Origin of the sequence: Paenibacillus residui (genome assembly GCF_042677205.1) — a bacterium.
GTDB lineage: Bacteria > Bacillota > Bacilli > Paenibacillales > NBRC-103111 > Paenibacillus_L > Paenibacillus_L residui.
The window spans coordinates 1-24,345 of record NZ_JBHTIU010000002.1 but is presented as its reverse complement, the minus strand read 5'-3'; the positions used below and the strand labels follow the sequence as shown (position 1 = coordinate 24,345).

Sequence of the window (24,345 nt, the reverse complement as noted above, 5' to 3'; positions counted from 1 at the left end):
TTTTTTTGTTATGTTAAGAGCAGGCGACTTTGGTATTATTAGAAGATACAACATTCGCATAGGTCTCACTCTTATAAATACAAAGGATGGAATTTAGCAATGAGTTTTCAATTGACAGATCGGATTATCAAGCTGCTGTGCGGCCGGACCTCTTATGATAGAGGGGCGGCTTACCATCGCGGTAAGAGAGTAACCTTCACCCGATACGATTCCGAAGCATCCATATACGAAGCTGTGGTCACAGGAAGCAAACATTACGAGGTTTCCGTTGAAGTGGACGGGAACGGGGATGTGGATGCGGAATGCACCTGTCCCGCGTTTCATTCCTATGACAACTACTGCAAGCATATTGCCGCCGTGCTGTTTTCCATCCAGGAGAAGGAGTATTCCGGACAAGCGCCGGAGCGCATATTTCCCTCCCTGCTGCATCTGGCGGATTCTTCGTCGGAGGACACCGGGATGCTGTCCCCGCGATTTTCTGCTACTGCCGGCATGCCTTTGGGAAGCTCGGCAGGGGATCTTCAATTGACCCGCGGCCTGTTGAAGCTTTTTGGCGATACGCCCACCCGTCCCAGCGGGACCAGAACGATGTTTGACAGCAGGGAGCCGCTGAATGTTCAATTTATTTGCAAGCCGGTTTCTTATGGCTTCCGGAAGAGCTTGTTCGCCATAGAAATGAAGGTAGGCATCCAGCGGCCGTATATCGTGCAGAAAATCAAGATGTTTCTGGAGCGAATCGACCGGGGGGAAGCCCAGGAATTCTCCAGGCTGTTCACATACGACCCGCAGGTCCACCGCTTTCTGCCGGAAGACGACGCCATCATTCAGCAGTTAATTCAGATCACGCGTAACGAAACGATTTATCTCGAATCCGCGAATGCCTACTCCTTTTCATATGGAGGCAAGGACAAAGACCGGCTTCTTATGATTCCTCCCCTCGCTTGGGAAGCCCTTCTTCCCCTGCTGGCCAAAGCTCCGGCGCTGCAGCTCCAGCAAGGAATGGAAACCTACGAAGGAATCGGCTTATCCGATGAGCCCCTTCCTCTTCATTTTGAGTTCGGTCAGGCGCAGGAGGAAGGTTATCATCTGGAGATTCGGGGCCTGGATGAAATGACCATCCTGGAACCATACGGAATGATCCTCACCGCAGGCAAGCTGCAGAAGCTGCCGGCGGAGTCTTGCAGACGTCTTGCGGAGCTGAAACAGATGCTTGAGGCTTACCGCAAGCAAGAAATTCGAATCCCGTCCGAGCAAATGGAACCGTTGATGGAGAAGGTCGTCCCCAGCTTGATTAAGCTCGGCAGTGTCCGCATCGCGCAAGCCGTGTCCGACCGTATTGTCCAAGCCCCGCTCAAGGCCAAGCTGTATCTGGACCGGGTGAAGGACCGGCTGCTCGCCGGCCTGGAGTTTCACTATGGAAATATAGTGATCCATCCCTTGGAAGGAGATGGCCGGGAACACAGCTCCGATCGGATTCTCATACGTGACGGCGAACGGGAACGGCGCATTCTGGAGCTGATGGAGCAGAGCGACTTCGCCAGGACGGAAGGCGGATATTTCCTGGATGATGAAGAAGCGGAATATGAATTTCTATACCATGTCGTTCCCCGGTTGGAGGAGTTGGCCGAGGTGTATGCCACCACAGCCGTCAAGGTACGGCTGTTCACCGGACATGCCTCCCCGAAAGTGACGGTGGATGTGGATGAACGGACGGATTGGCTGGAATTCCGCTTCGATATCGCGGGGATTCCGGAGTCGGAGATCGGCCAATTGCTGAAATCTCTCGAGGAGAAGCGCAAATATCACCGGCTCCCGAACGGAGCGTTAATGCCGCTGGAAACTGCGGAGTTCCAGGAAATCAGCCGCTTCATAGGGGAAGTGGGCATTCGCAAGGGAGAGCGGAAGGAAGCGACAATCCGCGTTCCGGTCGTCCGCGGGCTCTCGCTGGTCGACTCCGATCGTTCCGGAAATGCCGTCAAGCTGGGCAGAGCCTTCCGCCAGCTTCTGGACAATATGCGCAATCCGGACCAACTGGAATTCCCGGTTCCCGACAGTCTCGCCCCGGTCCTGCGGGATTACCAGAAGTATGGATTCCAATGGATGCGAACGCTGGCGCATTACCGGTTCGGCGGCATTCTGGCAGACGATATGGGACTGGGCAAAACGCTGCAAAGCATCGCCTTCCTCGTCTCTATGCTGCCCGAGATCAGGGACAGGAAGCAGCCGGCGCTTATCGTCTCCCCGGCTTCCCTCGTCTATAATTGGCAGAATGAGCTGAAGAAGTTCGCGCCGGAGATACGGGCGGCCATTGCCGACGGGAGCCAGGCGGATCGCAGCGATATAGTGATGCAGGCGGCCCAATTGGACGTCATCATCACCTCCTATCCTCTGCTTCGCAGGGATATCGGGGAATATGCCGGCCATTCGTTCCACACCCTCATCCTGGACGAGGCCCAGGCCTTCAAGAACCATGCCACCCAGACGGCGCAGGCGGTGAGGCAGCTTCAGGCCCGGTATCGCTTTGCTCTCACCGGCACCCCGGTCGAGAACAGGCTGGAGGAGCTGTGGTCGATCTTCGAAGCGGTCTTCCCCGGGCTGTTCCCTGGCCGCAAGGCCTTCAACGAGCTGTCCAGGGAAGTGGTAGCCAGGCGGACACGGCCGTTTCTGCTGCGCCGGTTGAAGGCCGATGTGCTCAAGGAGCTGCCGGATAAGATCGAGTCGCTGCAGGCCTCCGAGCTGCTGCCGGAGCAGAAGAAGCTGTATTTGGCCTATCTGGCCAAACTGCAGCAGGAGACGTTGAAGCATCTGAACGAGGACGATCTCCGGAAGAATCGGCTCAAAATTTTGGCCGGCTTGACCCGGCTTCGCCAGTTATGCTGCCATCCCGCCTTGTTTGTCGAAGGCTACGGCGGAAGCTCGGCCAAATTCGAGCAGTTGATGGACATTGTGGAGGATTGCCGGAGTGCGGGAAGGCGAATGCTGGTCTTCTCCCAATTTACCGAAATGCTCGCTCTGATCGGTCAGGAATTGGGGAGCCGGGGAGTGCCTTTCTTCTACCTGGACGGCAAAACTCCCGCTTCCGAGCGGGTTGAGCTGTGCAGCCGGTTTAACGAAGGGGAGAAGGACTTGTTCCTCATCTCCTTAAAAGCGGGCGGCACCGGATTGAACCTGACCGGGGCGGACACCGTCATCCTCTATGATCTGTGGTGGAACCCCGCCGTAGAGGAGCAGGCCGCCGACCGTGCGCACCGCATCGGGCAGAAGAAGGTGGTGCAGGTTATCCGCCTCGTCGCTCAGGGCACAGTAGAGGACAAAATGTACGAGCTGCAGCAGAAGAAGAAGCATCTGATCGATGAAGTCATTCAGCCCGGCCAGGAAGCTCTGTCCTCCTTGACGGAGCAGGACATCCGGGAAATTTTGATGATAGGCTGAACCCTACCATTGATGGGAAACGACAAACGACGGACGTTGAGAGTTGAATCGTCCGTCGTTTGTCGTTTCTGGAAAAAAACGCGGAGTGCCCTATTCTAGAGCGATAGTGCAGGTCTTTTTGGAGAAAAAGCCACGCAATGCCCTATTCTAGAGCAATAATGCAGGTCTTTTTTGAGAAAAGCCTCGAAGTACCTGATTCTAGAGCGATAGTGCACGTCTTTTCGGAGAAAAGCCTTGAAGTACCTGATTCTAGAGCGATAGTGCACGTCTTTTCGGAGAAAAAGCCACGCAATGCCCTATTCTAGAGCAATAATGCACGTCTTTGGAGCGATTTTTGCGAAATGGCCCCATTTTGTGAAAAAGACCTGCACATTTGAGCGTCTTTCACCTTTTTATTGGAAATAGTCACGATTTTAATGTATTTTTGCTCGTCTTTGCGATGTCTTCACCGACCCGGATGCGACGTTGGCTTTCCCTCAGGTCTCCGTCAGGAGCTTTTTTTAAAAATATATAAGAAAGTTATGTAAGCTTTATCCTTTGCTGATATGCCGTTCAAACCATTCCACGATCCGGTTCAGCCGTTCAACGCGCAGCCCGGGATTCCCACTTCGCGACAGCTCATGGCTTGCGCCCGGAAAGCGCACGAGCTCGGTCTCTTTGCCGGAACGCTTCAACGCCATATAGAGCTGCTCAGCCTGCTCAATCGGGCAGCGCAAATCCTGCTCCCCGTGAAGAATCAGGAGCGGGGTCCGGATATTGCTCACATAAGCGAGCGGGGAATGCTTCCACAGCTTCTCCGTGTCCTCCCACGGATTTCCCATGATTTCCCCTTCGGTAAAGAAATAGCCGATATCGCTTACCCCGTAGAAGGACAGCCAGTTCGAGATCGACCGTTGGGTGACGGCCGCCCGGAAGCGGTCCGTATGGCCTACCGCCCAATTCGTCATGAAGCCTCCGTAGCTGCCCCCCGTTATGCCGAGTCTCTCCTTATCGATGAAATCGAAATGGTCTGCTGCATAATCGACCGCTTCCATTAAGTCCTGATAATCCCGCCCCCCATAATCTCCGCGGCAGCCGTTCACGAACGTCTGTCCGTAGCCGAAGCTGCCTCTGGGGTTGGTATACAGGACGGCATACCCCTGTGCAGCCAGCAGTTGGAACTCATGGAAGAAAGAATGAGAGTACATGGCATGCGGGCCGCCATGGATTTCCAGAATGGCGGGATACCGTCTCCCCGCCTCGAAACCGGCGGGACGCATGACCCAGCCATGAACGGTGACGCCATCCGAAGCCTTGAATTCGAAGGCTTCCGGCGAGCTCCACTCGATCTGCTCCAGGAAAGCGTCGTTGGCTGCGGTCAGCCGGACCTCCTCCCCGGTGTGCAGATCCACCCGGTATAAATCTCCCGGCAGTAACGGATCGGTCACTGCGATCACCAGATACCGTTCGTCCTTCGTTATCGCAAATTGATAAACTTCCCTGGCTCCCTCCGTCAGTGCCTCGGGCTTCCCGCCGCCGTCCAGAGGGAACTGGCAGACCTGCACACTGCCCGCAATGGAAACCAGCGCGTAGATGGAGCGGCCGTCCGCGCTGAACAGCGGGGGAGGCGTCCGCAAATGCGACCTCATATCGCTGATAGCGGCATTGCCCAGCAACACATCGAAGCCCTCGGTCAGGCAGGCTGCGGCCCCGCCTTCTGCGGAGATCGTATACAGCGCGGTCTGCGTCGCGCCTTCATATGCCCGGTCGTGGCCGAAGAAGGCTATGAGCTTCCCGTCGGGAGAGAAGCTTGCCTGGCTGATCGCCCAGCTCGTATCCGTCAGCCGGCGGGGTTCGCCTCCGTCACGGTCGATGAGGAACAGATCGTTCATAAGCTGCAGGTCGATGTCCTCTGACGGGTCCTTCGCTATTTTCGCCAGGAACGCTATCTGCCGACCGTCCGGCGACCATACGGGCTCATGAACATCATAATCTCCATCGGTGATTTGACGAGTCTGCTCCGTCTCCAGGTCGAGCACAAACAGATGGCTTCTCCGATGATCCCATAGCCCGGCGCCGTCAGCTTTCGGCTTCGACCGGGTGACGACCCGGACCCGGCTTGCCCAGCGCTTATTCTCTTCCTCCGGCGTAAGCTCATCCAGCTCCGGATCTGCGGCCACCTTCGCCGTAAACAGCAAATGCGTGCCGTCGGGAGACCAGGCAAAAGAGTTGACGCCGCGCGGCAAGCGCGTGATCTGCCTTGCCTCCCCTCCTTCACGGGGAATGATCCAGATCTGTCTTCCTTGATCGGACTTGCGCAGGAAGGCGAGCCGGTTCCCGTCCGGAGACCAGGCCGGAGCCGTATCCTGCCCTTCAGGGGCCAGCGGTCCTCCATTGGTAAACGAACGATCCTCCGCTCCGTCGATAGTAAGAAGTCGGATATGAGACCGGTAGTTCTCCCTGTCGTCGCTCACCGATTGACACACATAAGCAATGGAACGGCTCACCGGACATACGGCCGGATCACTGACCCAGCGGAAACTATATAGATCTTCCGCAGTCACCTTTCGTTTGCTCCCCATAGCGCTCACTCTCCTCTTTTCACAATTGCCCCCTTTTTCCATATTTTATCAGAAAGCTAAGACTATGGTCCAAAAAAAGATTCCAGGGCTGCCCCTATTTTTTTAACAAGATAACGATGAAGATCGCTGCCGACAATATATGACCGTTAAAATGCAAAGGTGGCCATGCTTCCCCAACGGATCACCATCTCGATATCACCTCAAACGAATTTACCGAGTGTCGGCAAACAGTCTGCTAACCCATTAACCGGCTTAACCAAACAAGCCCTTTGCCCTCTTTCACTGACCGGAAAGAAGCTTCCGAAAGCGAACAACCAGAACAGGAGGGATCTCCTCCCACACCGACCCTCGGCCTCCGTCATCCCGCCGAAATACCGGCTCGGCCATTCCATCCAGGACGAACTTCTGCTCCAGCCCCAAGGTCACCAATTCCGAAAGTGGCCTGTGAAAATACTCTCTTCCCCCATGCGTTCATCCCAGTAGGAGGCATTTTCTTCCCAGCGCTTTTGACTGTCCGAGACCCATTCTTTCCAGTCAGTCATTGACTCCCCTCCCAAATAATGCTACCGAATCTCAAAATTCGAATCTGCATGTTACCGGTCGCGTCATACAGCCCGACATACGCCCCGTGCCCCTGTCATCAATCCCCTGCAACGTAAGTATCCGGCGAGACATCGTCCAGAAACGGGCTGCGCGTGCCGATGTAATACAGATGCAGCTCATGCATCGCGCGGGTGCATGCCGTGTAGAACAGCCTGCGCTCGCCCTCTCTGCCGTACTGCTCCTGCGAGGCGTTGTAGAGGATGACGGCATCGAACTCCACCCCTTTGGCCAGGTAGGCGGGAATGACCAGCACCCCGGGCTCGAACGAGGCCGCATCCTTCTCGATCAGCCGAGCCTCCAGCAGTTGATCCAGCTTCGCGAAGGCTTGCCGGCTTTCCCGGGCCGACTTGCAGATAACGGCAATCGTTCGAAGTCCGGAATTCTGCAAAGCCCGGATTCGTTCGGCCACCCTCGCATTAAGGTCAGACTCGTCGGCTGCTTGCGTCACGGTCGGCTTGCTTCCTTCGCGGTTAAAGGGCTCGATCGCATGCCCTTCCGGAATCAATCCGCGCGTAAAATCGATGATTTGCCGTGTGGAACGGTAGCTTCGCGTCAGTATGAACCGCTCGGTCTGTTCTTCCCCGTACAGAGCCTGCAGCGTCTCCCAATGGTCCTCCGCCTCCGCATGACCGAAAATCGCCTGGTTCAAATCTCCGAGCACCGTCATTTTGCTGCGCGGAAACAGTTTTTGGATAAAAGCGAACTGAAAAGGGGAATAATCCTGGGCTTCATCCATAAAGACATGGCGGATCAGGTTGTTGGTCTGGAAGCCCTCTATTCTTTCCTGCAAATACAAATACGGAGTCGCATCCTCATAGGCCAATTCGGACCGGTCCAGCCGCTCTACGGTTTGCGCGCAAATTTCCTCCCAATGCTTGGGCAGGTCGGCCTCCCGGCCGAAGCGAAGGGCATACTGCGGATCGGCAAATAACTGCCGGTAAATGCCCGGGACATTAACAAACCGCAATTTCTTCACCCGCTGACGCAGCCCCTTGAAGTGCTCGCGGACAATCATGGAGCCCAGCAGCTCCCTTTCCCGATCATAGTCATCGAATGACTCCCCTGCGAAGCGGTTTTGCTTCCTCAGCTTTTGGTAAGCTTTCTGATAGGCGTCATTATCGAGCAGCTCGATTTCATCCTCCACCCACGGTTCATTCCGTTCGGCCTTCTCCTTTTCCTTCAATTCCCCCAGAAGCCATTCGGACAACAACTGCATCCGGTTCGGTATGGACAAGGACGAATCCAATGCATAGAACTGCTCCCGGATCCGGGCCGCCGACAGAAGCGTTTTGCCCCTGAACCTCAAGCCTTTAAAAAGGATTCCTTCCTTCCCGAGAACGGACAAATACCTCTCGATCAGCTCCATAAACCGCGCCGAAGCCTTATAACGGATTCCCTCCATGCGGGCCTCGTATCCCGGTTCGTTCATGGCGGTGTACTCGTACTCCAGTTGGGCGAACGGATCGCCAAGCTGGAATTGACGGCCGAGCCGATGATCCAGAAATTGCTGGAAGGTCGTCTGCTGCATGTTTTCTTCGCCAAGCTCCGGAAGGACGGTCGACACATAGCTGTTAAACATCATATTGGGCGAGAAAAGAACGATATGCTCGGCCTTCAGCGTTTCCCGGTACCGATACAGCAAATAAGCTACCCGTTGCAAAGCCGCCGAGGTTTTGCCGCTTCCGGCAGCTCCCTGGACGATAAGAAGACGGCTTCTCTCGTTGCGGATAATTTGATTCTGCTCTTTCTGAATGGTGGCTACAATGCTTCTCATCTGCGAATCCGCCTGCTTGCCCAGCACCTCCTGCAGCAGCTCGTCGCCGATGGTCACTCCTGTATCGAACATGCTGACGATTTGCCCGTCACGGATCGTATATTGACGCTTAAGCTCAACGGTTCCGGAGACCGTGCCCCCGGGAGTCTCATACCGGGCAGGGCCGGGTGCGTAATCGTAATACAAGCTGGATACCGGCGCCCTCCAATCATAAATGAGAAACTCCATTTCTTCTTCATCATACAAGGAGCTTATTCCAAGATATATGGACTCGGCCCTGCTCTGTCCCTCTTCCAGAAAATCCACCCGGCCAAAGTATGGGGATTGCTTGAGCTTGTTCAGAATGTTCAATTGGTTGTACGCGTGCTCGTAGCTGCGCTCCTTCTCCGACAACACTTCCGCCTGCTGTTTAATGCTGGCGTAGGTTTCGATGAGCTCGCTGGAATCGTCCAGATTTATGGTGACGTCGTCCCAGAAATTTCTCCGCACGTCCACGGTTTCCTCTTTCTTATCGCTGACATGCTCCTGAAGAACCGCGATCTTGCTGTCAATTTCTTGTTCCACGCGCTTCACACGCTTCTTCTCTTCCAGCCAATCCTGTTCAGTCAAACTCATCAAATCACTCCTTTTGCTAAATCCCTATCTTTAACCAACCTAATAAAATGAATGTTGACAGCCATGCTTCTTTTGTGATAATATATTATCGGGAAATAATATATTCGGATTTTCCCATCAACAAAATCCAAATTTTATTGTAGCACAGGACCGGTTTAGAAATCAATCGGTTTCTTCTTGTGTTATTTTGTTATGTCTGAATATTGATACAGCTCTAGTGTTCAATTTGACGTATAAAATAAGATGGGGTCGGGCATTGCTCCTGCCCGATCTTTTTTCTTTGTTAAGGATCCGGTGCTTCCTTTACTATGCCCTGTAGTCCTTCCGACAAATGGGCATCTGCACAGTCCAACCGTTAATCCGGGACATAGACTTATATAGGCTATCTGCTGTCGCCCTAACCGGCTTGCCTGGCGATGCAGACAACCGCAATGATCGTTCTGACAGGATGTGAGCCCTATGGATATACCCGTCTCCGGCTTCGTTGTTCATTCGGATGATTCGGACGGGCGTCATTCCCACAAACTGTATATTACAAATTGGAATGGAAGACCCGTTCACATTCATCCTTTCTCCGGTGTGACCTCCTTCGATGTCGGGCATAGACATCAATACGCGGGCACAACCGCCCCCGCTCCGAGCGGAGTGCAGCATGTCCATCAATATCAAGCTGAAACCTCGTTCGATGATGGCCATATGCATCTGATCCGGGGCACGACCGGACCGGCCATTCCCCTTCCCGAAGGTGGCCATTACCACTATTTCGAAGGCGTCACTACCGTTAATGGAGCCACTCCCCATGCCCATGAATACGGGGGAAAGACCGGCAACGAAATCTAATCAAGCGAAGACACAGAAGGCTGCAGACCCAAGCGGATCTGGCAGCCTTCTTTCCCTTATCGGGCGGCTAATATTTGCGCAATGACACGGGCGCCTTCCCAAACCACTGCTCCCGTGTATAATTGACAATCCGGCCAAATAACCGTTCGATGGTTTGGGTGGAATCAGCCAGCATCCGCACAGCGAAGCCCGGCACGATCAACTCGGACAGGCCGATCTTCCCCGCCTGTTCCTCCAGTTGAACCGCTTCTGTCAATGCACTGCAGAAGGACGCCGTTGCCTGCTCACCGATGACGAACAGGGAGCCGAAATGAGTGTGCCCGTCCATTCTGCCTAAACCGGACAACGGCCGGCTTTCCGGACAGAGCTTCATGTGATCATGCAGAACGAGTTCCCGATCCATGTACAGTTCGCTCTTGAGCGACAGTTCCTTATAAGCGAACAGCGTTCCGTCCGGCGACCATCCCGGCGTAATCACTTCCGCGCTGATTAGCGAGGCTCCTCTTTCCATATGGATAACGGTCTGCTGCCGGTAGCGGGCGTCCCGGTAGGCGATGATCGGGTCCGGGAGCCATTCCAGATAGCTGCCGGACTTCATGCGGATTTCCGTCGTCTGAAGCACCGGTTGGCCGGGCGTCCTGTAAATCTTGGTCGAGGATTGAGTCGTGATCAGGAGCTCTGCCCCTTCCTCCAGCTCCACACTCATCCGATACCGGTCCCCGTCCACATATCCTCCGCCGGGATTCATCACATAATAGCAAGCCTGCCCGGAATGATCGGGATAGATCGGGCGGGCCACCTTATAGGCGCCCTGATGGTACAAATCGGTGACGACCGTCCGGCCTCCCCTGTTCTCCGCCTTCATCCGGAGAGTTCCCGTCCATTCGCCCATGTTATTCCAGACCTGTCAGCAGGGCGTTTTTTTCAATCCATTCCACAACTTCGTCCAGCCCGGATTCTTCCTTCAGGTTTGTGAAGAAATACGGCTTATTGCCGCGGAAAGCGAGTGTGTCGGCCTCCATTACCTGCAAATTGGCGCCTACATAAGGGGCCAGATCGGTTTTGTTGATGATGAACAAATCCGACTTGATCATCCCTTGCCCGCCCTTGCGCGGGATCTTCTCCCCTTGGGCTACGTCGATAATGTAAATGGAGAAATCAACGAGCTCCGGGCTGAAGGTGGCCGCCAGATTGTCGCCGCCGCTTTCCACAAACACGATTTCGAGATCGGGATGCCGCGACATCAGTTCATCGATAGCCGCGAAATTCATCGATGCATCTTCCCGGATGGCGGTATGCGGGCAGCCGCCCGTTTCCACCCCGATGATCCGGTCTTCCGGCAGCACCCCGGTCTGCAGCAAAATTTTGGCGTCCTCCTTCGTGTAAATATCGTTGGTCACTACAGCCATGCTGTATTTTCCGTGAAGACGCCGGGTTATTTTCTCCACCAGCATCGTTTTGCCGGCCCCGACAGGACCGCCTACCCCGATTTTGACCGGTTTCATGCTCTCGCCCTCTTTCCATACTAGATTCTCGATTCCTTGCTTAACGATCATTTACGACATGAAAAGCCGGGTATTCAGCCTCTCATGCTTCATCTGCGACCATTCCAATCCAGGGGATACGATTCCGATATCGTCTGTCGTCAATCTCTCCACAGCCTCAACCGCCTGCAGCAGAGCGGGCTGCATATGCATCAACAGCCGCTGACCTTCCGTCTGTCCGAGCGGAATGGCCCTCACCCCGTTCTGCACCATGCTGCTAACGGACGAGTACAGACAAGCCAACACCGCTGTCGGCTTCTCCGCCTGCATGAGACGGGCGACCATGGCGAAAGCGACCGCCGGATGGCCATACGACCTCTTACGCAATATCCGATCCCGATATTGTTTCAAAGACGGATCTTCATACAACTCCGCCGCAAGCCGGATCATTCTCTCTCCGATTCTGCGCACTCCTTCCCGCGATTCCCAGGGGAGATTCTGAACCGTCAGCAGCCGGTCCAATGCCCATAGCTCTTCCATGCGGCCTTCATCCAACGCCTCATAGGCTAGTCGGCAACCCAATCCGTCCGAATAGACCAGCTGCTCGTTAAGGTAGACCGTCAGCCATTCCCGGAAGGTGGCTGCATCCGTCACTAATCCTTCCTGCAGGTAGGTTTCCAATCCGAACGAATGGTTGAACGCCCCGGAGGGAAAGTTCGAATCGCACCACTGCAGCAGGGCAAGCAGCGAATTAGTGTTTATGTCCCACATGCCGGAACGCCTTCTTCACTTTCATCTTCTCCCGGGTATATGGAATGGCGTCCTGGACGAGCTGCTCCTCGACCAAATAATCATACTGCACCAGCATCCGCTCTCCCTCGAACTGCGCCGGCAGGTGACGGTTGCCGAGCTTGTGGGCGATCTCTCCCATCTCCTGCATCGAGCGGGGGCGGATTACGAGCAGGTCGTCCGGCCGCACTACGATGACGATCATGTTCTTGTCATCCATGTATAAAATATCCCCGTCCGCCAGCTCATCCTTCTGCGTCAGACGGATGCCGATTTCGTTGCCATGGTCCGTCGTCACTCGCTGAATTTTCTTCAGCAAATCTTCGCTGTCCATATATACCTTCTCCACATGGCGTGCGGCTCTGTCCTCCGGCCGAAGCTGCTCCAGCTTCCCGGCTATTTGTTCAATAATCATACTGCCCCTCCTTCGGATTCTGAATGTCTATCAACTATAAGGTGACCCGTACTTGTCCGTTGGCCTTAAAAAAGGAAGTACCGCTGAGCCATCGGCAAAACCTCCACCGGCTCGCAGGTCAGCAGCTCTCCGTTCGCTCTTACCTCATAGGTTTGCGGATCAACGAACAGCTCCGGCGTTTCCCCGTTCAGGATCATGTCCTTCTTCGTTAGCGTGCGGATGCCCCGGACGGGAAGCACGATTTTGTTCAGTCCCAATTGTGCGGGAACTCCCGCGTCCAGCGCGGCTTGCGAAACGAAAGTGACCGAGCAGCGCGCCAGCGCCCTGCCTACAGAAGCGTACATTGGCCTGTAGATATACGGCTGCGGGGTCGGAATCGATGCATTCGGATCCCCCATCAGACTCTGCACGACAAAGCCGTTCTTCAGCACCATCTCGGGTTTAACCCCGAAGAAAGCCGGATGCCAGATGACCAAATCGGCGATTTTGCCGACCTCCACCGAACCGACATAATCGGCAATGCCGTGAGTGAGCGCCGGATTGATCGTATACTTCGCAATATAGCGCCTGACGCGGAAATTGTCCCCGTTCGAGCCCGCATCCTCCGGCAGCTTGCCCCGCTGCTTCTTCATCTTGTCGGCCGTCTGCCAGGTCCGGGTTATAACTTCGCCCACGCGGCCCATCGCCTGGGAATCCGAGCTGACCATGCTGAATACGCCCAAATCATGCAAAATATCCTCGGCCGCAATCGTTTCGCTGCGGATGCGGGAGTCGGCGAAGGCTACATCCTCCGGTACGCTCGGATCCAGATGATGGCATACCATCAGCATATCGAGATGTTCTTCCACTGTATTGATCGTGAACGGCCGGGTGGGATTAGTCGAGGAAGGCAGCACATGGCTCAGCGCCGCCATCTTGATCATATCCGGAGCATGGCCCCCGCCCGCTCCTTCCGTATGATAAGTATGGATGACCCTGCCCCGGATCGCCGCAATCGTATCTTCCACGAACCCGCCCTCGTTTAGCGTATCCGAGTGAAGCGCCACCTGGACGTCATACTTGTCCGCCACACGCAGCGAATAATCGATTGCAGACGCTGTCGCTCCCCAATCTTCATGCACCTTCAAGCCGATCGCTCCGGCCCGGATTTGCTCGGCCATGGGCGCTTCATGGGCTCCCGAGCCTTTGCCGAGAAAGCCGACATTGATCGGCAGGCCCTCGGACGCCTCCAGCATCCGGTGAATATGCCATTCGCCCGACGTGCAGGTCGTCGCCTTGGAGCCCTCCGCCGGCCCGGTGCCGCCTCCGATCAGGGTGGTCAAGCCGGAGGCCAGCGCATGCTCCACCTGGTGAGGATTAATAAAATGGACGTGGGTATCGATGCCTCCCGCCGTGACGATCAACCCCTCCGCAGAGAGAATCTCGGTGGAAGCCCCGATAACGAGATCGACTCCGTCCATAACGAGCGGATTGCCGCTCTTGCCGATCCCGGCAATCCTGCCGTCGCGAATGCCGATATCCGCCTTATAAATGCCGGTATAATCAACGATAATGGCATTGGTAATGACGAGATCCATGGCGCCTTCCTCGCGAGTGATCAGCGGATGCAGCCCCATACCGTCGCGAATCGATTTTCCGCCGCCGAATTTCGCTTCGTCCCCGTAACGGGTGTAGTCTTTCTCAATCTCGATGAACAAGTCGGTATCCGCCAGGCGAACCGCATCGCCGGTCGTCGGCCCGAACATATCCGCATACTGCTTCCTCGACATGGTAAAGCTCATACGCCCACCTCCGATCCGACAGTTGAAGACGGAATGACGGAAGCCCGGCGTTCTTGAGCCTCCGCTTCCCTCTCATCGAGCGATCCGTCCGTCTTGTTATTAAATCCATAGACCTTCCGTTCCCCGGCGAACGGGACCAGTTCGATCTCCTTGCGGTCTCCCGGCTCGAAGCGCACGGCTGCGCCGGAAGGAATATTGAGATGCATGCCGAATGCACGCTCCCGGTCAAACTTCAAGGCCTTATTGGCTTCGTAGAAATGAAAATGCGAACCGACCTGAATCGGACGATCCCCGACGTTCAGCACTTCCAGAGACACGGTAGGGCGTCCCTCATTGCAAATCACATCATTACCCAGCAATTTATATTCACCTGGAATCAAGCCTGTCTCCTCCTTTGAAATGATACTCTGCATGTTGTACGAGATTCCGTCCCTCCATGCCGATGCCGTAATGCACTGTCGAAAAAAGGAACGCATCCTGGCCAAACCACTTTGTAAGCGGGCCTTCTGTGAAATGCACTATCTAATAGGATCGTGGACCGTAACCAGCTTCGTGCCGTCCGGAAAGGTCACCTCGACCTGAATATCCGGAATCATCTCCGGCACTCCCTCCATGACATCTTCCCTGCGTAGAATGGTGGCCCCTTCGCTCATTAGCTGAGCCACCGTTTTGCCATCGCGGGCTCCTTCCATAATTTCATAGGTGATCAGCGCCACCGCCTCCGGATAATTCAGCTTCAACCCTCTTTCTTTGCGCCTGCGGGCAAGATCGGCCGCCACGACAATCATCAGCTTCTCCTGCTCTCGAGGTGTCAGTCTCATCCGTATTCCTCCTATCCCCCGGCTTCATCGGCCTGTATTGATTTTTTTAAAATTCCTCAAGATTTGTTACATATTTTTCCATACACTGTTGAATCAAAGAGCATCATTGGCTTATTCAAACTCATTGTACAAGCAGAAACGCGCACTCAAATAGACTGCTCGTTCACGCAGACTTAAGCCAGATCCGGTGAGGAGCACCCTTCTTTCTATTGGGATTTGTATCTTTTTTCACAAATTCGCGAATAGAAAAACTCCTATCGGAGTTATCGCCAAATAAAAATCTATTGCCGTCAAAAAGCCCGTTAGCGCTAACGAGTTTTTTCTAACCGAGGTCTTACCTGTAACATTTTAAATAAGGAGTGGTTGCAATGCGGTTTCTTAGGGCTGCAACCAGGGTTAATTGGCATGGAATGCCGAAGCGGATAAAGCCGGTTAGTGCTGCATTAGTGGCAGGGCATGAGCAGAAATAAGGGGATCATTCTCTCATACCGGTTCATTGGGAGGGGTTTGCTTCCACTAATTATCTAATATAACGCTTATAGCACTACTCCCATCATAGTAAATTTGGTCGGGAAACTAAAGCACCCAATTTCAACGAATAATGTAGAATTTGACTCGAATCAGCCTTAAAACCATCGCTTTCGCAGGCTTTCATTACCGATTGTCTTATTTCATGGTCTTAGCTGTTTTTTCACAGTGCTGCCAGGGCTCCTGACGACGGGACGTTCCTGTTGGTAAGCGTTCCGGTCACTAGCTTGCCACCGGAAATCCCTTAATGCTGAAAACAAGCAAAAGTACAGGTCATTTCACGGAAATCCGGTAAATACGGCAAAAGACATGCGATAGTGCAGGTCTTTCCCGCCAAAATCCCGAAAATCGGCAAAATGGCCAAATTCACCTGCACATTTGCATGTCCTGCGCGGATTTACTAAAATCGTTCCGAAGACCTGCAGAAATGCTGGTTCTTGATCCCGGCAATCGCCGGCAGGCGTAGTCGATAACGGCGATGTGCCGTCTGACCAATGGCGGCGGCGCGCGCCTATCGCAGATGGGCGGCCTGCAGTGCTAGCCGGTGTCACCTGGCGGCCACGACGATGCCGGCCAATGCCGGATCGGCCATCAGTTGGGGATGGCCGATCCGGGTGCCTTCTGCTGCTTCACCCTTCCTCCAAAGGATGGTACGCTTTCCGGCCTTCCCCCGCTGTGCCGGCCAGGTCCAGCTGCCCCAAGCCGCTCACCGGCTCCCGTGTGCCGTCCAGCGCCGGATCGGCATAACGGACGAACCACTGCTCAAGCTGTCTCTTCAAGGCGATACGCTGGTCCTCCGCTTCACGGCTGCCAATCAAATTGTGACGCTCCCCGGGATCGTTGACCAAATCATACAGCTCGTGCGGCCCATAAGGGTAACGATGGATGTACTTCCATTCCCGGGTGCGAATCATCCGGACCGGGCCGTACTCATCGAAGACAACGACCGGTTCCCGGCTGCCGTCCTCCTCACCGAGCAGTTGCTTCAGGAAGCTGCTTCCCGGAAGCCCGTCAGCCTCCGTATACTCCATGCCCACGTACTCCAATAGAGTGGGCATGATATCGTAGCCGCTCACAAGCGCATCGCAAACCGCCCCTTGAGGGATACGGCCGGGATGGCTGAAAATAGCCGGCACCTTCACCGATGTGTCATACATATTCTGCGGGAAGGTGCCATTACCCTTGCCCCAAATGCCGTGATGCCCGCAGTTGAACCCATTGTCACTCAGGAAGCAGACCAGCGTCGAGCCGCGCAGCCCTTTCTCCTCCAGTTTGTCTAATATCCGTCCAATGTTGCGGTCCATCTCCGTGACGGCGGCAAAATAACCCTTCAAGTTTTCCTTCTGGTTATCCGCCCAGGGTGCGGTCTTGATTGCCCAGGGATGCTTCGGCTCCTGCGGGCAGCTCTTGAACTCGCAGTCATCGTAGGAGTCTACCACTTCCTGCGGGTGATTGTCGATCCATGGGCTGTGCGGGGCCGTATAATGCACGCTCAGATAGAAGGGCCGGCTCCCGTCCTGCGCCTCCAGAAACTGCAGCGCGTCGTCCGTGATTACATCGGTCAAATAACCCGGCTCATTGATCGGCTTCCCGTCACGGATCATCGGCGCGTTATAGTACTCGCTCCCCCCCGTCTGGTGAACGTACCAATGAGTAAAGCCTTTCTGCGGCCTCACACTGTCTCCCAGGTGCCACTTGCCGCTAAGCCCGCAAAGATAGCCGTTCTCGGCCAAAATCTCGGTGTATGCCTTCTGTCCCTGCAAATACTCGATAGGCCGTTCCCCTACGCTGCCTCCGCGAATCCAGTCGTGAACCCCATGCTGGGACGGAATTCTTCCCGTCAACAGAGAGGCCCGGGCCGGCGAGCAAACCGGCGACGTGCAGAAAAAATTGGTAAACCGCATTCCTTCCGCCGCCAAACGATCCAGTTGAGGGGTGCGGATTTCGTCATTACCGGCACAGCCCAAGGCCCAGGCCCCCTGATCATCGCTTAAGATGAATAAAATGTTGGGATAATCCGATATAGAAGCCGTCACTTGAACATCCTCCTAATTAATGATTTAGTCATTCTTGCCTTCTAATCCTATCATCCGGTCGGGGTCCCGTTCAGGCTTCCGTTCAGGCTATTGGTATCTCGATGCTTCAGCACATTAGCCGCTTAGATTCTCCCGTCCGACTGTTGTATTCGGTACTTCCATGCACACACGCCTCTCCCGTCTTGCCGTTACACCGGGTGCTCTCCATGTACACACACCTCTCAGGCCGCTCATCACTCCGCTGTGTGACAGGTTAGCACTTACAAGCCCATGCCGGCCCCTCCCCGCTCCAAATTCGGGGACACGACGCTATTTCTGCTCTTGATATGCTTGATTAACCGCTTTCAAAACGGCGTCGCCGCCTTGCTCCCGCCACTTCCGGGACAACTCCGCTATCCCTGCGTCGATCTCTCTCTTGCCGGTGATCATTTCGGTGTAATATTGATTAAACAATTCACCCAGAATACCGCCATACTCCACCTCTTCCTGAGTGGTCACGTTCAGGAGATTGGGGACGATATTGGCCGTCGCAATCTCTACCGATTCCCTCGCCCGGTCCACCTGCGGCTCGGTTTCCGGCAAATAATTTTCGCCGAGCGGCCAGACTACGCTGCCCCAGGCGAGCGGATGCGACCATCCATTGGAGGCGAAGCCGTCTTTGGCGCGTTCTTCTTCATTATATATGATTTTATCGCCGTCTTTCGTATAATGAATGCCTTCAATCCCGAGCTTCAACAAATCGCGGCCTTCCGGAGAAAGCATGAATTCAATGAATTTCGCCGCTTTTTCCGGATCCTGGGCATGACTCGTAACGGCCGTGAACAAACCGTTCTTGGGCGCGTTGGCCATCCCTCGCTTACCGTCCGGACCAGCAGGCGGGGCCATGAAGCCAAGCTTGCCTTCGGGGTTCACCTTCTGCAGGCTTGCCTCCAGCCGTCCTACGTGACGGAACAGCGGGGCTCCCATGAATCCGACCTTGCCCTGATAAAACTTCTGTTCCCGCTGCTGCGTATCGTTAAGCAGAAATTCCGGGTCCAGCAGCTTCTCATCCCACAGCATGCGGATGAATTCCACTCCCTGCCGGAATGCCGGATGCTCGAAGATAGGCACGACTTCCCCCTGCTCATTTAACACCCAATCCCCATGCGGCAGCCCATAGGCGTAGAAAATAAAGTTAAAGGAGCTGTTAAAGCCGGTGCTCTTCGTAGCCGTCAGCCCGTACGTATCCTGCTTTCCGTTGCCATCAGGATCTTTCGCGGCAATCTCCTTCATCGCATGATAGAATTCATCCAGCGTTTCCGGAGGCTTCAGACCGAGCTTCTCCAGCCAATCCGCGCGATAGGCAATCGTTGTATTGGACCGCTCCTCAATGAACGGATAGCCGTAATACTTGCCGTCCACCGCCGTCCAGGTCAGCCTTTGTTCAATTTTTCCTCTGACCGTCGGCATTACATCGAAATAATCGTTCAGCGGGACAAGAATACCTTCCTCGATCCATTGGCTGAGGGAGGGCGATGGATAATTAATCGTGACCACATCGGGCAAATCGCCGGTCGCGATGGACACGTTTATTTTTTCGTAGCTGCCCTCGGGGACGACCTGAACCTGCAGATCAATCCCCAGCCTCCGGTTAATTTCCGCTATGATCCGGTCATCGGGCCCAATCGGATTCGCCGCCGTATCACCCGGTGTCAGAAACACCAGCTTGACCGGCTTGTCGTCTGTTGCGGACGATCCCCCTGCTTCATTATTCCCGCATCCTGCCGCCGAAGTCAGCACGATCAACGCGCAAGCGCCTGTAAGCCATTTCTTCTTCCGTATATTTTTCATGTCCCTGCTTCCCCCTCTATAGGCATATAAAACTTAAGGTGTCGATGCTACTCCTTGACCGCTCCCAACGTAACCCCCTGCACAAAATACTTTTGAAAAAAAGGATAAATAATCATCACCGGTATGGTTGAAATCATAATGGTTGCCATCTTGATCGATTGTCCCAGCAGAAAAGGGCTGTCTCCCCCCGACTGGAAAGAAGCTTCGTTGTCGATCAGCATGGAGCGGAGGAACAGCTGCAGCGGCCAAACTCCCTTATCGGTGACATACATTACCGCCGTAAAAAATTCGTTCCATCTCGCCACAGCATAAAACAAAGAGATTGTGGCGATAGCCGGCATCGACAGCGGAATGACGATTCTAAGCAGAATTCCCAAATCACTGCAGCCGTCTATCCTGGCCGACTCCTCGAGACTGTCCGGAATGGAGGTGAAAAAATTCCGCATGATAATCAGGTTGTAGGTTTGAATCGCAGTAGGAATCATCATCGACCATACTGTATTCATCATGCCAAGCTGCTTCACAACCAGATAAGTGGGAATGATGCCCCCGCTGAACATCATCGTAAAGACGATGGCGAACATGATCGGGCGTCCTCCCGGCAACTGCCGTTTCGACAGCGCATAGGCCGCCATCGTCGTGGCGAACATGCTGATAATCGTTCCGAATACCGTTATAAAGATGCTGTTCCCGTAGGAAACCCACAGCTGCTTAAGCTGCAGAAGGTACTGGTAAGCCTCTAGAGTGACCGATTTCGGATAGAGATGCAGGTTGGAGGACAAGCTTTCCTGCAGAGGAGTAATCGAGACGATCAGCGAATCCCAGAACGGGTACAAAGTCAGGAATGCGAGAAATGTCAAAAACATGTAGTTAACTGTATCAAATATTTTGCTGCCCGCACCGCTATGTGTCATGCCCCTTCCCCCTTTAATAAATCCCTTGTTCACCCATTCTCCGCGCCAAACTGTTGGCTATGACCAGAAGGGTAAAATTGATGACCGATTTGAACAATCCGACTGCGGCGGCGAGACTGAATTTGCCTTCCGTGAGGCCGACCCGGTAGACATACGTATCAATAATATCCGCTACGTTATAGACTCCGGGATGATACAGGACGAAAATTTGCTCGAATCCCGCTTCCATAAGCCCCCCGATACGCAGAATCAGCAGAATGATGATGGTGCTGCGGATGCAGGGCAAGGTGATATGCCATACCCTTCTCCACCGATTGGCCCCGTCCATGACCGCCGCCTCATAAAGCTGCGGATTGACACCGGCCAAGGCTGCCATATAAATAATGGTGTTCCAGCCGAACTCCTTCCAGATCATGGACCAGACCAATGTGCCGCGAAAATAATTCTCGTCAATCAGAAAGCCGACAGGCTGTCCGCCAAGCGATCGTATCAAATTGTTGACCACCCCGCCGTCGACCGAGAGCAGATTGATCAGCAGGCCTCCCATGATCACCCAGGAAATAAAGTGCGGCAAGTAGATCACTGTCTGCACTGTCCGCTTAAACATCAGCTTGCGAACCTCATTAAGCAGAAGGGCGACGATCAGCGGCAGCGGAAAGCCGAAGACCAGCCGGTATAAGCTGATCACGATGGTGTTCCAGAAAATCTGCCAGAACTTATCCAGGCCAAACAAGTATTCGAAATGCTGGAAGCCGACCCAGGCGCTCCCCGTGATCCCCTTGGTGATGCTGAATTGCTTGAAGGCAATCAGCGCTCCGTACATCGGATAATAATGAAACACAAGATAATAGAGAATGGCCGGTAGAAGCATCAAGTAAAAGGAACGATAGCTATAAATCCGTTTCAGCACTTCCAATCTTGCAGGTCCTATGCCGGTTCGTCCCGGTTTTGCAGCAGGCGTTGGCATAAGCAAACCTCCTTCCTTTCATTTGTTGTAAGCACTTTCAGCATAGAAGGAGGAGGTTGAGCCCGACAAGATTCAATACTTGTAAACGGTATCAATTATGGAGATTGGGCAGGTATCAATGGATCGGATCGGTATCTATTTTCGATTTTTCCCCGTTCAAACGCTCTATCGCATACCTTTTCCGATATTCGGTAGGGGTTAATCCCGTGTGCTTCTTGATTGTCCGGATCAGATTCTGCTTCTGCCCGAAGCCCGATGCTGCCGCGATTTCGTTAATGCCTAATGAGGATTCCTTTAGCAAACGGTAAGCTTCCTGCAGGCGGATATAGGTCAGATAGTCCATGAACGTCTGCCCGGTCACTTCTTTAAATAATTTCGATAAATATTGGCTGTTCATATAAGTCAGATCCGCCAGCATTTGCAGGCTGAGAGGCTCTCGGAAGTTGGCCTGGATATGGGACACCAGTTTGCCGATCAGTTCAACGTTCTTGTATTCCCGCTTATCCTGCAGAGCGTCTGCCGTCCGGGCGAACACCTTGTCAAACCACAGACGGATATCCTCCAGGCTCTGCAGCTTCGCAAATTCATATACGAGACCGTCATCCTCCTCTTCCCCCTCCCTTCCCGTCAACATTTCAGCACGAACCGTCATTAACGCGTGGAGCAGCCCGTTCAGAATCAAATTTTTGTGATGGAGGCCAAGCGCCGAATCCCCGACCAGCTGCCGGATCAGCTCGTCTTTAGCTGCCAGGGAAGCATCCAGCCGACCTATCTTCAACTCGTTCACGGCCTTGTCCACCCATTGGCGGAAGTTCATAAAGCGGTTCCGGTTCATATAGTTGATGTGCAGATCATGGATGGACAAGATGCTTCCTGTGCCGGTAAAGCGTTCATACAGCAGAACCTCGACCGCTTCGTTATAGGAGAGACAGATTTCTCCAAGGCTGCGGTAGCTGCCGCCGATTCCTATCGTCAGACTGGCTTCTGGCAGCTGCGTGGTCACGTTTCTTTTTACCTGAAAAGCCAGCTCTTTCGCCTTGTTAACCGTCTGCTCCCGGTCCCCCCAAGTTCCCGTATTCATGATCATGACGTCTTGCTTATGAAATTGGGGAATGTAAACTCCCGACCCGTAAGCAGCCATCGTCTCCTCGCACAGCATACGGACCTGAAAATGAATCAAATTACGCAGCTTCTCCTCCGGCTCGGCCCGCTCCGGCTCCTCATCCAGATAAAGACGAAGGACAATCACGATAAAATGCTCAGGCTGGAGAGGTATGCCGTAATAGGCAAGCTGGCGCTTCAGTTCCTCGCTTCCGGACGGGCTTCCCGACAACAGATGAATCAGGGCGTGCTCACGCAAAACCAGCTCGCTGTTATAAAATTTGGTTTTAAATTCCTCATTTTCATTAAATAAATGATCTATCGATTCGCTGATATAGCTGAATTCGTCACGGTGAAGAGCTTTGGTGAACGGTCTTTCCAGATGGTTGGATAAGGCATGGACCATCCTTCTTACCGGCTTGTAGTAATTTCTTGAAACCAGCACCATGAGGGCCACTCCGAGAGCAAGTCCCAGCAGTGAAATCAGAAGCGTAATCCGGATGATGTCATTCGATCTCTTGAACACCTCTTGATAGGGATTCAGAGTGACGTAGATCCATCCGTTAAAGTCGGAGGTCAGATAAGAGACCAGCATGGATTTCCCGCCAATCTTCTCGACGAACGAGCCTGTCTTCTCTGTACGAATTTGCTCTATATCGGTATCCGCGAACGGATGAAGCAGCATGCTTTTATCTTTATAAGACAATACTTCCCCTTCGGAGTTCAATATTGCAACATTCCCCAGCTTGCGGTTGTTCGTATTGACCACTGCGTTGTAGAGCACGTCTTCCTTCAGATGAACAAGAAGAACTCCTTTCTTCTCCATATGGTTCAGAGGAACGCTGAAATAGAAGCGAAGGACACTGTCGGAGGAATTGCGTTCGTCCGGCCAGCGGCCCGCTCCCCAGCTCATCGTTTCCCGGCCTTCGATAAATTCCCGCAGCGGCTCCCGGTTCGGGAAGTCTGTCAGGTCCATGATGCCCGACGGGGAAATCAGCTTATTATTGATGGAGCTATACAAATAAATGGAATGCAGATAGTTGGAGGAATGGATGCGTTCCGAGAACAAATTGCCGGTGTTCTGCAGGAAATGGTACTCCTCTTCCAAATTCCAAGGAAGCCAGACCGATTTCTGGACATCTGTGTTGATCGCCAGCGATGTTGCCATCTGCTGCACCTCCCCCAGAGCCTGCTCCACGATTTTCCGAGTCTGTGCGAGCAGCTCGGTGTTCGCTCCGAGAACCTCCTCTTTTAGCATGACCGTCGTATACCGGTAAACCAGTGCACCGACCAGCAATGTAATCAGAACGACCGCAACCGTGAGATGCAGCAGCAGCCGGACGAAAACCGTTCTCACAAGTTCTCCCCCCTCTTTTGTATGCCCTTACATTATAATATAATCGGGTCTGCCTTTAAGAGGAAAGATTCCACACTTCACTCAGCGATTACCAATTCTAACCTTTGGATCCGCAGGTACGAATTAAAGTAGAATTAAACCTTTGGGATGGAGAATAGAAGGAAGCAACAGGAACAAGCAGAGGTACAGTCCTGGCAAGATTTATGGTTATAATCGAAAAGAAACAGCACATTTGTTCAGGTAAATCTGCCCATTTGTGCCAGTTTGGGATTTTGACGAGGAATCAGTTGCAGTTTTGTTCGTCCTTTCCTGAATTTCCCTGAATCTAGCATCACGACATGCACAGTCAATAATTGAAAATGTCCATGACAAAAAAACCGGAAGTATACACTTCCGGCTTGCATATCGGCATTATTCTATTTTTCTTTAATTACTGGACAGTGAAAAGTTCTTGTCGAAAAATTCATGGGAATAAAGGTTAAAGGTGCATACAGGAA

Annotated in this window: 16 protein-coding genes; 2 read left to right on the top strand and 14 right to left on the bottom strand. The window is 53.6% G+C overall.

Annotation, left to right across the window (positions count from 1 at the left end; translation table 11 throughout):
- Positions 1-99 precede the first annotated feature (99 nt).
- Complete coding sequence (locus ACFQ03_RS00780) at positions 100-3,432, top strand: DEAD/DEAH box helicase (protein WP_379285479.1); 3,333 nt, start codon at positions 100-102, stop codon at positions 3,430-3,432.
- Positions 3,433-3,962: 530 nt separating this feature from the next.
- Here ACFQ03_RS00780 and ACFQ03_RS00775 read toward each other — a convergent pair.
- Both ACFQ03_RS00775 and helD read right to left on the bottom strand, forming a co-directional pair.
- A complete protein-coding gene (locus ACFQ03_RS00775) occupies positions 3,963-5,993 on the bottom strand; it encodes a S9 family peptidase (RefSeq protein WP_379285477.1) in 2,031 nt (676 codons plus the stop codon).
- Between the two features lie 640 nt (positions 5,994-6,633).
- Positions 6,634-8,985, bottom strand: coding sequence for an RNA polymerase recycling motor HelD (gene helD / locus ACFQ03_RS00770; protein ID WP_379285475.1), 2,352 nt, complete (start codon positions 8,983-8,985; stop codon positions 6,634-6,636).
- Between the two features lie 459 nt (positions 8,986-9,444).
- Between helD and ACFQ03_RS00765 the strand changes: the two genes are divergently transcribed.
- Complete coding sequence (locus ACFQ03_RS00765) at positions 9,445-9,825, top strand: YmaF family protein (RefSeq protein WP_144935506.1); 381 nt, start codon at positions 9,445-9,447, stop codon at positions 9,823-9,825.
- A 67-nt stretch (positions 9,826-9,892) separates the two neighbouring features.
- Here ACFQ03_RS00765 and ACFQ03_RS00760 read toward each other — a convergent pair whose 3' ends face one another.
- From ACFQ03_RS00760 to ACFQ03_RS00705, 12 genes are all read right to left on the bottom strand, one after another.
- Complete coding sequence (locus ACFQ03_RS00760) at positions 9,893-10,717, bottom strand: urease accessory protein UreD (protein ID WP_379285472.1); 825 nt, start codon at positions 10,715-10,717, stop codon at positions 9,893-9,895.
- Between the two features lies 1 nt (position 10,718).
- Positions 10,719-11,330 carry an urease accessory protein UreG gene (gene ureG, locus ACFQ03_RS00755; RefSeq protein ID WP_379285470.1) on the bottom strand — a complete coding sequence of 204 codons (612 nt, stop codon included), beginning with the start codon at positions 11,328-11,330 and terminating at the stop codon, positions 10,719-10,721.
- A gap of 51 nt (positions 11,331-11,381) precedes the next feature.
- On the bottom strand, positions 11,382-12,080 hold the full coding sequence (locus ACFQ03_RS00750) for an urease accessory protein UreF (protein WP_379285468.1): 699 nt from the start codon (positions 12,078-12,080) through the stop codon (positions 11,382-11,384).
- Complete coding sequence (gene ureE / locus ACFQ03_RS00745) at positions 12,061-12,513, bottom strand: urease accessory protein UreE (protein WP_379285466.1); 453 nt, start codon at positions 12,511-12,513, stop codon at positions 12,061-12,063. Before ureE ends, ACFQ03_RS00750 begins: the two co-directional genes overlap by 20 nt.
- 65 nt (positions 12,514-12,578) lie before the next feature.
- Positions 12,579-14,294 carry an urease subunit alpha gene (gene ureC / locus ACFQ03_RS00740; RefSeq protein ID WP_379285464.1) on the bottom strand — a complete coding sequence of 572 codons (1,716 nt, stop codon included), beginning with the start codon at positions 14,292-14,294 and terminating at the stop codon, positions 12,579-12,581.
- Entirely contained in the window at positions 14,291-14,674 is a 384-nt protein-coding gene (locus tag ACFQ03_RS00735; protein WP_379285462.1) for an urease subunit beta, read from the bottom strand. The genes ureC and ACFQ03_RS00735 overlap by 4 nt, the downstream gene beginning before the upstream one ends.
- Positions 14,675-14,812: 138 nt before the next feature.
- Positions 14,813-15,115, bottom strand: a complete 303-nt coding sequence (locus ACFQ03_RS00730; protein WP_379285460.1) for an urease subunit gamma — start codon at positions 15,113-15,115, stop codon at positions 14,813-14,815.
- Between the two features lie 1,157 nt (positions 15,116-16,272).
- Positions 16,273-17,679, bottom strand: a complete 1,407-nt coding sequence (locus tag ACFQ03_RS00725; RefSeq protein ID WP_379285458.1) for a sulfatase-like hydrolase/transferase — start codon at positions 17,677-17,679, stop codon at positions 16,273-16,275.
- Between the two features lie 309 nt (positions 17,680-17,988).
- The gene (locus ACFQ03_RS00720; protein ID WP_379285456.1) at positions 17,989-19,509 is read right to left on the bottom strand and encodes an extracellular solute-binding protein; all 1,521 of its coding nucleotides are present in this window, start codon (positions 19,507-19,509) and stop codon (positions 17,989-17,991) included.
- A gap of 47 nt (positions 19,510-19,556) precedes the next feature.
- Positions 19,557-20,423, bottom strand: coding sequence for a carbohydrate ABC transporter permease (locus ACFQ03_RS00715; protein WP_379285454.1), 867 nt, complete (start codon positions 20,421-20,423; stop codon positions 19,557-19,559).
- Positions 20,424-20,436: 13 nt separating this feature from the next.
- Positions 20,437-21,390, bottom strand: a complete 954-nt coding sequence (locus tag ACFQ03_RS00710) for an ABC transporter permease (RefSeq protein ID WP_379285452.1) — start codon at positions 21,388-21,390, stop codon at positions 20,437-20,439.
- Between the two features lie 115 nt (positions 21,391-21,505).
- Positions 21,506-23,848: a helix-turn-helix domain-containing protein gene (locus tag ACFQ03_RS00705; RefSeq protein WP_379285450.1), complete on the bottom strand. Its 2,343-nt coding sequence runs from the start codon at positions 23,846-23,848 to the stop codon at positions 21,506-21,508.
- Positions 23,849-24,345 lie beyond the last annotated feature (497 nt).

Coding starts and splice junctions, on each gene's coding strand:
- ACFQ03_RS00775 (WP_379285477.1), bottom strand. CDS start 5,993: ATGGGGAGCAAACGAAAGGTGACTGCGGAAGATCTATATAGTTTCCGC.
- ACFQ03_RS00750 (WP_379285468.1), bottom strand. CDS start 12,080: ATGTGGGACATAAACACTAATTCGCTGCTTGCCCTGCTGCAGTGGTGC.
- ureC (WP_379285464.1), bottom strand. CDS start 14,294: ATGAGCTTTACCATGTCGAGGAAGCAGTATGCGGATATGTTCGGGCCG.
- ACFQ03_RS00720 (WP_379285456.1), bottom strand. CDS start 19,509: ATGAAAAATATACGGAAGAAGAAATGGCTTACAGGCGCTTGCGCGTTG.
- helD (WP_379285475.1), bottom strand. CDS start 8,985: ATGAGTTTGACTGAACAGGATTGGCTGGAAGAGAAGAAGCGTGTGAAG.
- ACFQ03_RS00780 (WP_379285479.1), top strand. CDS start 100: ATGAGTTTTCAATTGACAGATCGGATTATCAAGCTGCTGTGCGGCCGG.
- ACFQ03_RS00715 (WP_379285454.1), bottom strand. CDS start 20,423: ATGACACATAGCGGTGCGGGCAGCAAAATATTTGATACAGTTAACTAC.
- ureG (WP_379285470.1), bottom strand. CDS start 11,330: ATGAAACCGGTCAAAATCGGGGTAGGCGGTCCTGTCGGGGCCGGCAAA.
- ACFQ03_RS00710 (WP_379285452.1), bottom strand. CDS start 21,390: ATGCCAACGCCTGCTGCAAAACCGGGACGAACCGGCATAGGACCTGCA.
- ureE (WP_379285466.1), bottom strand. CDS start 12,513: ATGATTATTGAACAAATAGCCGGGAAGCTGGAGCAGCTTCGGCCGGAG.
- ACFQ03_RS00765 (WP_144935506.1), top strand. CDS start 9,445: ATGGATATACCCGTCTCCGGCTTCGTTGTTCATTCGGATGATTCGGAC.
- ACFQ03_RS00760 (WP_379285472.1), bottom strand. CDS start 10,717: ATGGGCGAATGGACGGGAACTCTCCGGATGAAGGCGGAGAACAGGGGA.
- ACFQ03_RS00730 (WP_379285460.1), bottom strand. CDS start 15,115: ATGAGACTGACACCTCGAGAGCAGGAGAAGCTGATGATTGTCGTGGCG.